At 74.7% G+C, this 12,287-nt stretch carries 9 protein-coding genes and 1 pseudogene; 4 read left to right on the top strand and 6 right to left on the bottom strand.

The features are described from left to right. Positions 1 to 137 precede the first annotated feature (137 nt). Positions 138 to 395 (top strand): annotated as a pseudogene (locus FHS37_RS40480) (glycosyltransferase); the annotation flags it as partial. 242 nt (positions 396 to 637) lie between these two features. Here the strand turns inward: FHS37_RS40480 and FHS37_RS13660 are convergent. From FHS37_RS13660 to FHS37_RS13635, 6 genes are all read right to left on the bottom strand, one after another. Further along, positions 638 to 1,909 carry an NAD(P)/FAD-dependent oxidoreductase gene (locus FHS37_RS13660; RefSeq protein WP_184820723.1) on the bottom strand — a complete coding sequence of 424 codons (1,272 nt, stop codon included), beginning with the start codon at positions 1,907 to 1,909 and terminating at the stop codon, positions 638 to 640. Between the two features lie 74 nt (positions 1,910 to 1,983). Then, positions 1,984 to 5,106: an ATP-binding protein gene (locus FHS37_RS13655; RefSeq protein WP_184820721.1), complete on the bottom strand. Its 3,123-nt coding sequence runs from the start codon at positions 5,104 to 5,106 to the stop codon at positions 1,984 to 1,986. Positions 5,107 to 5,149: 43 nt separating this feature from the next. Continuing rightward, a complete protein-coding gene (gene msrB, locus FHS37_RS13650) occupies positions 5,150 to 5,557 on the bottom strand; it encodes a peptide-methionine (R)-S-oxide reductase MsrB (RefSeq protein ID WP_184820719.1) in 408 nt (135 codons plus the stop codon). 14 nt (positions 5,558 to 5,571) lie between these two features. Continuing rightward, complete coding sequence (gene murC, locus FHS37_RS13645) at positions 5,572 to 6,960, bottom strand: UDP-N-acetylmuramate--L-alanine ligase (protein WP_184820717.1); 1,389 nt, start codon at positions 6,958 to 6,960, stop codon at positions 5,572 to 5,574. Positions 6,961 to 7,031: 71 nt separating this feature from the next. Then, positions 7,032 to 7,505 (bottom strand): indole-3-glycerol phosphate synthase, encoded by a 474-nt coding sequence (locus FHS37_RS13640; RefSeq protein ID WP_184820715.1) that lies wholly within the window; start codon positions 7,503 to 7,505, stop codon positions 7,032 to 7,034. A 207-nt stretch (positions 7,506 to 7,712) separates the two neighbouring features. Then, on the bottom strand, positions 7,713 to 8,534 hold the full coding sequence (locus FHS37_RS13635) for a pyrimidine reductase family protein (RefSeq protein WP_184820713.1): 822 nt from the start codon (positions 8,532 to 8,534) through the stop codon (positions 7,713 to 7,715). On the opposite strand from FHS37_RS13635, the gene zapE reads away from it, so the two are divergent. The 3 genes from zapE (at position 8,533) to FHS37_RS13620 (ending at position 12,179) form a co-directional block, all read left to right on the top strand. Beyond that, positions 8,533 to 9,672, top strand: a complete 1,140-nt coding sequence (gene zapE, locus FHS37_RS13630) for a cell division protein ZapE (RefSeq protein ID WP_221499744.1) — start codon at positions 8,533 to 8,535, stop codon at positions 9,670 to 9,672. The genes FHS37_RS13635 and zapE overlap by 2 nt on opposite strands. A 408-nt stretch (positions 9,673 to 10,080) precedes the next feature. Then, positions 10,081 to 10,662 carry a carbonic anhydrase gene (locus FHS37_RS13625; protein WP_184820704.1) on the top strand — a complete coding sequence of 194 codons (582 nt, stop codon included), beginning with the start codon at positions 10,081 to 10,083 and terminating at the stop codon, positions 10,660 to 10,662. 14 nt (positions 10,663 to 10,676) lie between these two features. Beyond that, on the top strand, positions 10,677 to 12,179 hold the full coding sequence (locus FHS37_RS13620) for a SulP family inorganic anion transporter (protein ID WP_184820702.1): 1,503 nt from the start codon (positions 10,677 to 10,679) through the stop codon (positions 12,177 to 12,179). Positions 12,180 to 12,287: the final 108 nt, after the last annotated feature.

Raw genomic sequence — 12,287 nt, 5'->3', positions numbered from 1 at the left:
TCCGTAAGAACCGATGACCGGTATGTCCGTCTCGCGCCCGTAGGGCGAGGGCCGTGGCCGTCTCCTCCCCAGAACCGGACCCGACGTCCGTGGACGTCGTCCTGCCCTGCCTCGACGAGGCCGCGGCGCTGCCGTGAGTGCTGGAGCGCGTCCCGCCCGGCCGGCGCGCCCTCGTCGTGGACAACGGTTCCACGGACGGCTCGGACCGCGTCGCCCGCGGAGTCGGCGCGACCGTCGTGCGCGAGGAGCGGCGCGGCTTCGGGGCCGCCTGCCACGCGGGACTGACCGCCGCCACGGCCGGCACCGTGTGCTTCTGCGGCTGCGACGCCTCCCCGGACCCGGCCGGCCTGGTGCTGGGACGCCGCCGCCCGCGGACGCGCGGGGCCCGGCCCGCCCTGGTGGCGCCTGCTGCTCGCGGTCTGGGGGCCGCCCTGGCCTGGACCTGGTCGCTCGCCCCCGTCGCCGGCTGGTTCCGGAACGTCGCCGGGCGACTGACCACCCCGCACGAGTACCTGCGGGCCCGTACGCGTTCCTGCCCGGTCCGCGCGCCCGGCTCGCCGGGCAGACCGTCCTCGCCCTGCTCCTCGGCCGCCTGCCGCTCAGCGGCCGGTGAGCGGCAGGCGGCCGGCACGGACGGTCAGGCGGCCCGGGCGGGAACCGTGACGGCCCCGGAAGCCGCGGAGGCCGCGGGGGCGTCGGGGAGTTCGGGAGCTCCGGAGCGTGCGGGAGCTTCGGAGGCCGGGGCGAAGAAGGCGTGCGGGGGCACCGTCCCGGCGACGACGCCGGCGAAGCGGTCCATGGCGGCCCGGTCGCCGCTCGCCGCCGCCAGCAGGCGGGCCGTGTCCTCGGGCGGGGGTGCCAGGGTGGCCAGCTGGGTGGTGAACTCGTACATCTCCGACACCCGGGCGTCACGGGCCGCCGCGTAACCGGACAGGGCCTCGGCGAACGGCCGGCGCCCGGTGAGGACGTCGTCGAGGGCGCCCGCGCACAGCTCGGCGTCCCGGAAGGCGTTGCTGATGCCCTGCGCGGTGATGGGGTCCTCGGTGTGGCCGGCGTCCCCGACGAGCGCCCAGCCCGGTCCGTACGGCCTGCGGAAGAAGTTGGGCACGGACGCGCAGAGGAACCGCTCCTCCCGGTGTCCCGCCCGCACCCGCTCCGCGAACTCCGGCACGAGGTCGAGCGTGGCCAGGAAGTTCCCCTCCACGTCCGCCCGGAACGCCTGCGCCTCGTCGCGGGGCCAGCCCACGACCACGACGGTCAGCCCGTCGTTGGTCGGTATCGTCCCCCAGCCCCGGCCGGGCCGGGCGTACGTCTCGAAACCGGCGACCGGCAGACCGGACCAGTACGCGTAGTAGCCCCGCTGGAGGCGCGGCTTCGTCCGGTACTCGGGGGCGCCGACCGCGCTCGCGACGTGCGAGGAGCGTCCGTCGGCGCCGATCACCACGCGGGCCCGCTCGGTCACGCTCGGGCCGCCGGCCCCGTGGCCGCGGACGCCGACGACCGTGCCGTCCTCGATCAGCACCTCGTCCACGTGGAAGTGCTCGCGGACCTCCGCGCCCGCCTCGTCGGCCGCCGCCACCAGGACGGCGTCGAGGACCCGGCGGCGCGGGCCGTAACCGACGCCGGTGCCGTCGCGGGGCGGCGGGCTGCCGGTGAGGGTGAAGGGGCCGAAGTCGAAGGAGTACGTCGTGACCGGCGGGCAGCCGGTGGCGGTCACCCGGTCGAGCAGCCCCCAGCGGGCCAGGGCGGCCACGCCCGGCGGGTGGATCATGTGCGTCGACAGGGTGTCGCTCGGGAAGGCGGCCCGGTCGACCAGCAGCACCCGGTGGCCCCGGCGGGCCAGCAGCATCGCCGTCGGCGCGCCCGCGCAGCGGGCACCCACGACGATCGCGTCGTATGCGGTGGACATGCCGTCCTCCTCGGGTGGCGGTGGGGAGCGGATATGCGTCGAGCGTGCGCGGGCGGGCGTTCCACGAGCGTTCCTCACCCTCCTCCGGCTCCCGGCCTGCCCCCCACAGCGCCCTCGGCCGACCCGGCCCGCACCGGCCCGCTGCCCGGGAGCTCCCCGACCCGGACAGTCCCCTCCCCCACGGGTCCCTCCCGTGCGGAGTCCGCGTCCCGCAGGCGCTCGCGCGCACGGAGGGCCTCCTTCCGCCAGACGGCGGCCGCGCCGCCCATCTCCAGCAACCGCTCCGCGGCCCGGCGGGCCTCCTCCGTGTCCCCCGCCGCCTCCGCCGCCGCCAGCAGGACGCGGTGCAGCACGGCGCGCATCCCGGGAGCGGGCTGGACGCCGGGCAGTGCGGCGATCACCCGCCGGCAGCGGCGGATCCCGCGCTCCGCGTGCCCGTCGAGGACGTCCACGTACCCGGACAACGCCTCCAGCGGCATCCACGCGTGCGGCGCCGGGCTGCCGCGACCGAGTCCGCGCAGCTCGCGCACGTGCTCGCGCAGGCCCTCCTCGTCCCCCATGTCCAGTGCCAGCAGGCCCGCGAAGACCCGGGCGACGATCCGGGTGAACGCGTGTCCCGTCTCGTCCGCGTACGCCAGCGCCGCGTCCCGCACCGCGATCGCCTCGGCGGCCGGACGGCCCAGGAACCACAGGGTGTTGGCGAGCCGGCTCAGGCACACCGCCCGCGGGTCCTGCGCGTAGCGCAGCAGGTGCAGCGCCCGCCGTTCGGGACGGTAGTGCCGCACCGCCAGCTCGAAGTTCTCCCGCGCGGTGGTGAACCGGGCCTGCCAGAACGCCGCGATGCCCAGCACGTACGCGCCCTCCACGACCAGGACGTCGTCCCCCGACTCCCGCCCCCGGGCCAGGAGTCGCTCCCCGTACCGCCGGGTGGCCGCGAAGTCGGAGCCGACGGTGCTCGCCAGGGCCAGCGAGCGCACCAGCGGCGGCGCGAGTTCGGTGCCGAGCCGGGCGGACAGCTCCAGGGCCCTGGTGTGGACGGCGGTCAGGGTGGTGGAGGCGTATCCCTCGACCCGGCCGAGGAGGGCGGGCAGCGCGGCGAGCAGCCCCAGTTCCAGCCTGTCGCGCCGTGGGGACGGGGGCTGCTCGCGCAGCAGGCGGAGCGTGCGGTCGAGCAGGTCGATCGCCTGGGAGTCGGCGTGCAGCCGGCAGGCCGCGTCGGCGGCGCGCAGCGCCCACGGCACGGCGGCGAGGGGGTCGCCGGCGCGCCGGTAGTGGTCCGCGATCTGGCCGCAGACCTCGTCGGGCGTGGCCTCGCCGGACCGGGCGAGCGCCTCGGCCACCCGGCGGTGGTGGTGCCGGCGCAGGGCCGGGCTGAGCGCCGCGTACGCCACCTCGCGGATCTTCTCGTGGGTGAAGTCGTAGGCGTCGAGGCCGTGTTCGCGGACGATGCGGCGGCGCCACAGCTCGTCCAGTCCGGCGATCAGCACGGGTTCGTCGGCCCCGGCCGCGGCGCCCAGGACGTCCGCGGTGAACTCCCGCCCGATGGTCGCCGCCACGCCCAGCAGTCCGGCGGTGCCGACGGAGAGCTGCGCGAGCCGGGCGCCGATGACGGCCTGGACGCGCGGGGTGAGGCCGCCGTGGGCCTGCCCGCCCGCGCGCAGGGCCTCGACCAGGAAGAGCGGGTTGCCCTCGCTGTCCGCGTGCAGCCGGTCGGTGCCCGCCTCCGTCCCCGTGAGCCGGCGCACCAGGGCGGCGGTCTCCCGGCGGGTGAGCGGCCCGAGTTCCAGCTCCGTGCAGCGGCCCAGCGCCCGCAGTCCGCCCAGCACCTCGTGCAGGGGGTGTCCGGGGTCGGTCTCCTCGGGGCGGGCCGTGCCCACCACCAGCAGCCGGCCGCCGGCCGGCCCGCCGCGCTCCCGCGGGGCCCCCCGCACCAGGAAGTGCAGCAGCCGCAGCGACTCCCCGTCGAACCGGTGCAGGTCGTCGGCGAGCAGCAGCACCGGCCGTCCGACGGCGTCCACGGCGCGCGCGACGGCCCCGAACAGCCGCTGCCGCTGCTCGTCCGGGGGCAGGAGTTCCGGCGGCCCGGTGGCGGTCAGCTCCGGCAACAGCCGGGACAGTTCGTCCCGCAGGCCGGCGTCCAGCCGGTCCACGGCGGCCCGCAGCGCGGGGGTGCGCAGCCAGGCCGCCACGGGCGCGTACGCCAGGCGGCCCTCCGCCGCGTACGCCCGCGCGGTCGCCGTGACGGCTCCACGGCGGGCCACCCGGGCCGCGAAGTCCTCGGCGAGGCGGGTCTTGCCGATGCCGGGGTCTCCGGTGAGCAGCACGAGTTCCGGGCGGCCGGTCCGCGCGGTGCGCCACGCCTCGGTGAGCCGCCGCCGCTGTGCGGTCCGTCCCACGAGCTCCGGGTCCCCGGGCGGCGCCGGCCGGTCGGGAGGGGCGGCGGAGGGAACGGAGGGGGCCGGGCGGGGCGCGGACAGCAGTGCGGCGTAGGCGGCGCGCGTCTGCGGCGACGGGGCGACGCCCAGTTCGCGCTCCAGCACCGCCACGCACGCGTGGTAGGCGCGGACCGCGCGCGCCCGGTCGCCGAGGGCGGCGTGGACGCGCATCAGCCCGCGGTGGGCGGACTCCCGTACGGGGTCCTCCTGGACCAGCCGTTCCAGGTGGCCGACGGCGGCCCGGTGGTCGCCGGACCGGTGCGCGAGCGCGGCCAGTTCCTCCAGGGCGTCGGTGAACTCCGCCCGCAGCCGTTCCCGTTCCGGTACGACCCACGCGTCGTCGCAGTCCGCGAGCAGTTCGCCGGTGTAGGCGGCGACCGCCTCGGCCAGGGCGGGCGCGCGCCGCCCGGCGGGCAGCGCGCGGGCCCGTTCCAGCGCCGACTCGAACGCGGTGACGTCGAGCGCGCAGGCCGCGTCGGCCCGCCAGGCGACGGTGCGCGCGGTGACCTCCAGGACGTGGTCGACGTCCGGTACCGCGCCGCGCAGGGTGTGCAGCAGGTGGCGCAGGTTGGTGCGGGCCTGCGCCTCGGACGACTCGGGCCACAGCAGGCCCGCGAGCCGGCCGCGCGGCTGCGGCTCGTCCCGGTGCAGGACCAGGTAGCCGAGCAGGGACTCGGCCCGTGCGGACGCCGGCCGCCAGGGCGGGCCCCCGGCCGGTCCCATCCGGAACCGGCCCAGCACCCGTACCACGACCTCCCGCACACCGCCAGTGTCGCGCCGACGGGCGCGGACCGCGCCCCGCGCGTCAGGCCCCGGCGGGCCGCAGCCTCAGGGAGATGCTGTTGATGCAGTACCGCTGGTCGGTGGGCGTCGGATACCCCTCACCCTCGAACACGTGCCCGAGGTGCGAGCCGCAGCGGGCGCAGCGCACCTCGGTGCGCACCATGCCGTGGGACCGGTCCTCCACCAGTTCCACGGCGTCGGTGTCCTTCGGGTCGTAGAAGGACGGCCAGCCGCAGTGCGACTCGAACTTGGTGTCCGAGGTGAACAGCTCGGCGCCGCAGGCGCGGCAGGAGTACACGCCCTCGGTTTTGGTGTCGGTGTACTCGCCGGTGAAGGCGGGCTCCGTGGCCGCCCGGCGCAGGACGGCGTACTCGGACGGCGTCAGTTCCGCGCGCCACTGCTCGTCCGGCTTCTCCACGTCGTACGGCATGTGCCTCGAGCCCCTCACTTCGACAGACGGTCCAGGATCCGCGGGCCGAGGTCGGTGACGTCGCCCGCTCCCATGGTGAGAACGAGGTCACCGGGCTTCGCCATTCCCGCGACGGCCCCGGGGATCTCCGCCTTGTCGGGCACCGCCGTCACGTCCGCGCCGGCCGCGCGGGCCGCGTCGATGATCAGCTCGCTGGTGACGCCGGGGATCGGGTCCTCGCGGGCCGGGTAGACGTCCAGCACGAGCGAGGCGTCGGCCAGGGCCAGGGACTGCCCCATCTCCTTGCCCAGCTCCCGGGTGCGGGAGAACAGGTGCGGCTGGAAGACGACGAGGATGCGGGCGTCGCCGGCGGCGGCGCGCATGGCCTCCAGGTCGGCGGTCATCTCGGTGGGGTGGTGCGCGTAGGAGTCGATCACCTGTACGCCGGCCGCCTCGCCCTTGAGCTGGAGGCGCCGCTTCACCCCGGTGTACGCGGCCAGCGCCGGGGCCAGTTCGGCGGCCGGGACGCCGAGCGCCACGCCCGCGGCGAGCGCGGCCACCGCGTTGTGCGCGTAGTGCCGGCCGGGGACCGACACGGTGAAGGTGAGCGGGGCGCCGTCCAGCTCGACGGTCACCTCGCTCCTCAGCCCCTGCGGGACGACCGACAGGATCCGCACGTCGGCGTCGTCCGACTCGCCGTACGTCACGGTCCGCACCGAGCCGTCCAGCCGCCGGTTCAGCTCCCGCGCCCCCTCGTGGTCCGCGGAGATCACCAGGGTGCCGCCGGGCACGATCCGGCCGACGAACGTCTCGAAGGACTGGTGGATCTCCTCCATGGACGCGTAGTTGGCGTGGTGGTCCAGCTCCACGTTGAGGATGATCGCGACCTCGGGCGCGTACTTGTGGAAGCTGCGGTCCGACTCGTCCGCCTCGGCGACGAAGATCTCGCCCTCGCCGTGCAGCGCGTTGGAGCCGGGGGCGTCCAGGTCGCCGCCGATCGCGTACGACGGGTTCCGGCCCAGCTCGGTCAGGGACACGGCCAGCATGGAGGTGGTGGTGGTCTTGCCGTGGGTGCCGGCCACCGCGATCGGGCGCAGGCCGTCCATCAGGGCGGCGAGGGCGTCGGAGCGGTGCACCACCGGGACGCCCAGCTCGGCCGCGCGGAGCAGTTCGGGGTTGTCCTCCCGGATCGCGGAGGAGACGACCACGCAGCTGGCGTCGTCGGCCAGGTGCCCGGCGGCGTGCCCGATGTGCACGGTGGCGCCCAGCGCGCGCAGCGCCTCGGCGGTCGCGGAGTCCTTGGCGTCGCTGCCGGCCACCTTCGCGCCGCGCTGGGCGAGGATCTTGGCGATGCCCGACATCCCGGCGCCGCCGATGCCGATGAAGTGCGGTCGGTCCATGGCGGGGGGAAGGCCGGGTGCCATGCGTGTTCTCCCAGTGGTGCGACGAGCGGTACGACGGTCTGCGCGCCCTCGCGGGACGGCGCCGCCCCAGCCTATGCCTTGCTGTGCGAGAAGAGTTTCAGCACCGGCACCCCCACCTTGTGCCGGGCCCGGGAGGCCCAGTCGCGGTGGAAGAACTCCTCCACGTAGTGCGGGTCGGTCAGGACGATCACCTCGTCCGCCCCGACCTCCTCGACCAGGGTCTTCAGCGCGTCCAGCGGGTGGTCCTCGACGAGGCGGCCCTCGGCCTCGTCGCCGGAGGCGCGCAGGGCCTGCAGGGACACCTCCAGGGCCCGCTGCCCCGTGCTCATGGCCTCCTCGCCCTCGGGGGTCTCGCCCTCGCGGACGGCCTCGTCGAGCTCGCCGAGCGCGACGTCGTCGATGGCCCGCAGCAGCCGGTCCGCCTGCTCGCCGCGCGGCTGGAGCAGGACGTGGAAGGAGACCGGCTCGTCACCGTGCAGGGTGGTGACGAACTCCACGTCGGCGGACGTCAGGGCCTTCTCGATCATCAGTACGCTTGTGAACACCAGGCGCCCCTTACTCCTCGGAGAGCCCGCGGGCCCTCTCTGTTCCGTGGGCCGGACCGGGCCCCGCGGAAACCGTCTGCCCCGTGTTCGCACGGGTGCCGCCGGGACCAGTGTGCCCGTCGCCACTCCGAGCGGACCGGATTGTTCCGCCGATTACCGGACCGACCGTCACCATCGAGCGTCTTCCCGGATGTTCCGGACCGCCGCTCAGGACCGCCGGTCCCGCCGTTCCCGCTGGTAGCGCGTGAACAGGAACCCGTCCTCCTCCAACATCGACTTCAGCGCGAAACGCCGCGGAAGTGTTACCGAGGGGCCACCGGCGATGCGCTGTGCGTCACCGGCGGTGAGCATCGGCGAGACGGTCAGGCAGAGCTCGTCCAGCACCCCGGCCGCCACCAGCTGCCCCAGCAGCCGCGGTCCGCCCTCGGTCAGCAGCCGGGTGTGCCCCAGGTCCGCCAGGGCCCGGACCATCCGCACGGGGTCCACGCCGGCGCCCTCCCCGGCGGCCACCACCCGCGCGCCCGCCCTCTCGGCGGCGGCGACGCGGTCCGGGGCCGCCCCCGAGCCCGTCAGGACCAGGGTGGGCACCAGGGGGGAGGTGAACAGCGGGAGGGAGAAGTCCAGGTCCAGGCTCGCCGTCACCACCGCGATCACGGGCGCCGGCCCCTGCCCGGCCGCCTCCCGCGCCGCCGCGAACTCGGCACGCGCGCGGGCCGGACGGTAGCCCTCCTGCCGTACCGTCTCCGCGCCGACGACCACGACGTCGGCGAGCGCCCGCAGGGTGCCGAAGATCCGCATGTCGGCCGCGCAGGAGATGGGCTGGGAGCGGCCGTCGTGCTGGGCGGCGCCGTCCAGGGTGGACACCATGTTGGCCCGCAGCCACGGCTCCCGGCCCCGGGGCCCCGGGGCCGGGTAGGCGTAGGCGGCGGCCAGCTCGGCCAGGCCCCACTCCCGGGCGCCGCCGCGCGGGGCGCCGGCCTCCCCGGCGGGAGCTGCTGTTTCGTCGGTCACAGGGAACAGGCGTCGCATGCCGTGCAGTGTTCCACGCCACGTAGCATGGGGAACCGTGTCGTCCTCCACCGCCTCCCGTCCCGGTCCGATAGCCGACGTGGCTCCGCTGTCCCTGTGCGCCCGCGAGCCGCACGTCCCCGCGGACCGGCTCGTCGCCGAGATGGTGCCGCCGCCGCGGTTCGACGCGGTCCGCTTCGCCACCTACATCCCGGACCCGAACCAGCCGAGCCAGACCGAGGCCGTGCGCGTCCTCGAGGGCTTCGCGGCGGGCCTCGGCGGGGCCCCGGCCGGCGACTCGGGCCGGCGCAGGCTGTTCGGCTTCGGCAGGGCGCCGAGGAAGACCCCGGCCGGCCCGCGCGGCGTCTACCTCGACGGCGGCTACGGCGTCGGCAAGACCCACCTGCTGGCCTCCCTGTGGCACGCCACCGAGGCCGAGCCCTCGCGCAAGGCGTTCGGCACCTTCGTGGAGCTGACCAACCTGGTCGGCGCGCTCGGCTTCCAGCAGACGGTGAGGACCCTCTCCGGGCACCGCCTGCTGTGCATCGACGAGTTCGAGCTGGACGACCCGGGCGACACCGTGCTCGTCTCCACCCTGCTCGGCAAGCTGGTCGAGGCGGGCGTCGCGCTCGCCGCCACCTCGAACACGCTGCCGGGCAAGCTCGGCGAGGGCCGGTTCGCCGCCGCCGACTTCCTGCGCGAGATCCAGGGCCTGTCGGCCCACTTCCGCACCCTGCGCATCGACGGCGAGGACTACCGCCACCGCGGTCTGCCCGAGGCGCCGCCGCCGCACTCCGACGAGCTGGTGACCAGGACGGCGCACACCGTCGGGGGCGCCTCGCTCGACGCCTTCCCGGACCTGCTGGAGCACCTCGCGAAGGTCCACCCCAGCCGCTACGGCGCCCTCACCGACGGGATCCGTGCGGTGTGCCTCACCGATGTGCGGCCGGTGCCGGACCAGTCGACCGCGCTGCGGCTCGTCGTCCTCGCGGACCGGCTCTACGACCGCGAGGTGCCCGTGCTCGCCTCGGGACTGCCGTTCGACCGGCTGTTCAGCGAGGAGATGCTGGAGGGCGGCTACCGGAAGAAGTACTTCCGGGCGATTTCCCGGCTCACCGCGCTGGCCCGGGACGCGGGACGGCTCGCCGGAACCCGGTGAACGGGTTTCCGACACCCGACCGAATCCCCTCCCCCTGAGGGGCGGTTCACGCCAATCCACCTCTGCTTTTCAGGCTCCCCGCGGCCTGAAACACGAAATTAACCCTGCAAAGGCCTTTGCAGGGTTAATGTGTTTCTTGACCAACCGTTGACCAAGCGTTGGCACGCAGAAGAGGTGCGAACCACCTTGAGGGAAAGGCATGTTCCGAGGTGGGCGGGCTCCGGCCGTCCACTCGGCCCTTGCTGCCGCTTTACCCGCGCTTCACTTCCCCATGACCTGCAGCCTTCGCACCCGCGTATACGGCCCGCCAGGTAAGGGCCAAGGCTCATCCGGGAGCCCGCGGGTCCCCCCACCACCTTCGTCGTGCCCGTCCGACGCGTCCCCACTGCGCGCCAGGAGGATCACCAGATGCAGCCCCTCATCGACAACGCCCGCACGTTCGGACAGCGCCCTGAGGAGTTCGCCCGCCTCGCCGAGGGGCAATCCCCCGACGTCCTGTTCATCACCTGCTCCGACTCCCGGGTCGTCCCGGCCCTGATCACGGGCGCCCGCCCCGGCGAGCTCTTCGAGCTGCGCACCGCGGGGAACATCGTCCCGCCCTACGCCACCACCGCCCCCGCGGGCGAGACGGCCACGATCGAGTACGCGGTACAGGTGCTCGGCGTCAAGCACGTCGTGGTCTGCGGCCACTCCCACTGCGGAGCCGTCGGCGCGGTGGTGCGCCACGAGGACCTGACGGCCGTACCCGCCGTACGCGACTGGCTCGCGCACGCCGCGGACGAGCCCGAGTGCACCGATCCCAGCGACCCGACGGTCGCCGAAGCCGTGCAGAACCACGTGCTGACGCAGCTGCTGCGGCTGCGCTCCTACCCGTGCATCGAGCAGCGCATCGAGGCCGGTGAACTCCAGTTGCACGGCTGGTACTACGAAGTCCACACCGGGACCGTGCACGAATACCGCGCCGAGTCCGACACGTTCAAGGCGCTCTGAGGGAACCGATGACCATGCTGTCGAAGTTCCCTCATCTGAGGCAGGACCTCCTCGCCTCCATCGTCGTCTTCCTGGTCGCCGTGCCCCTGTGCGTCGGCGTGGCGGTCGCCTCCGGCGTTCCGGCCGAGGTGGGCCTGGTCACCGGCATCGTGGGCGGACTCGTCACCGGGCTCATGCGCGGCAGCAGCCTGCAGGTGTCCGGCCCGGCCGCCGGCATGACCGTGCTGGTCTTCGAGGCCGTCAGCGAGTTCGGCGTGGCCACGCTCGGTGTGATCGTGCTCTTCGCCGGTCTGCTCCAACTCGCCATGGGCTTCCTCGGAATCGGCCGCTGGTTCAGGGCGATCTCCGTCTCCGTCGTCGAGGGGATGCTCTGCGGCATCGGCCTGGTGATCATCGCAGGCCAGCTCTACGCGGCGGCGGGCATGAGGGCGCCGGAGACCGGCATAGGCAAGATCGTGGGGCTGCCCGGGGCGTTCGCCGACGCCCTCGGCAGCACGGAAGCCCTGGCCTCCCTCGCGATAGGCGCGGGCACCGTCGCCGTCGTCGTGCTGTGGAAGAAGACGCCCAAGGGGGTGCAGGCCCTGCCCGGCGCCCTCGCCGCGGTGATCCTGGCCACGGTCGCCTCCTCGGCCTTCAGCCTGCCGGTCGCCACCGTGCAGGTGGAGGGTCTGCTCGGTGTCGTCCAGCCGCCGGGGGCCGAGGCGTTCGGCGAGCTGGTCAGTCCGGCCATCTGGGGCACCATCGTCGCATTCGCGCTGATCGCCTCGGCGGAGAGCCTGTTCAGCGCGGCGGCCGTGGACCGGCTGCACAACGGTCCGCGCACCGAGTACAACAAGGAAATGATCGCCCAGGGCGCGGGTAACACGGTGTGCGGTCTGCTCGGCGCGCTGCCGCTGACCGCGGTGATCGTGCGCAGCTCCGCCAACGTCAACGCGGGCGCGAAGACCAAGGCCTCGCGTGTGCTGCACGGCGTGTGGCTGCTGCTGTTCGCCGCCGCGATGCCGTGGGCCCTGGCACTGATCCCGCTGCCCGCCCTGGCCGGCATCCTGGTGCACGCGGGCTGGAAGCTGATCCCGTTCCGCCAGACCGCCGCGCTGTGGCGGGGTCACAGGGGCGAGGCGCTGATCCTCGTCGTGACCGCCGTGTCGATCGTCGCGGTGAACATGTTCGAGGGCGTGCTGATCGGTCTGGCCCTGTCGGTCGTCAAGACGGCCTGGCAGGCCTCGCACGCGAAGCTGGAGGTCATAGACAAGGGCGCGGGACCGATCCAGGTGTACCTGTCGGGCAACGCGACCTTCCTGCGGCTGCCGAGGATCCTCGACACCCTGGAGGCGCTGCCCGAGGACCGCCCGGTCGAACTGGACCTGTCCGGGGTCCACCACCTCGACCACGCCTGCCGTACGGCGCTGGAGAACTGGGCCGAGCGGCACGGTGCGGCCGGCACGTCCCCGGTGAGGGTCACCGGGGACGGGAAGACCGCGCGACCGGAGAACGAGGAGCCGGCCACCGCCGTCTAGGGCACGCGCCGAGCGGTGACCGGTCTGCGGATGCGCTCTCACGGCCCGGCCCGGCAGGCACTCCCCCGCGACCCGGGCGCGACGGCGGATCCCGAGCGGGAGGTCAGC

This window comes from Streptomyces griseomycini, assembly GCF_014203535.1.
Taxonomy (GTDB): Bacteria; Actinomycetota; Actinomycetes; order Streptomycetales; family Streptomycetaceae; genus Streptomyces; species Streptomyces griseomycini.
The sequence above is the reverse complement of the archived record's forward strand: the minus strand, read 5'-3'. Positions and strand labels throughout refer to the sequence as shown.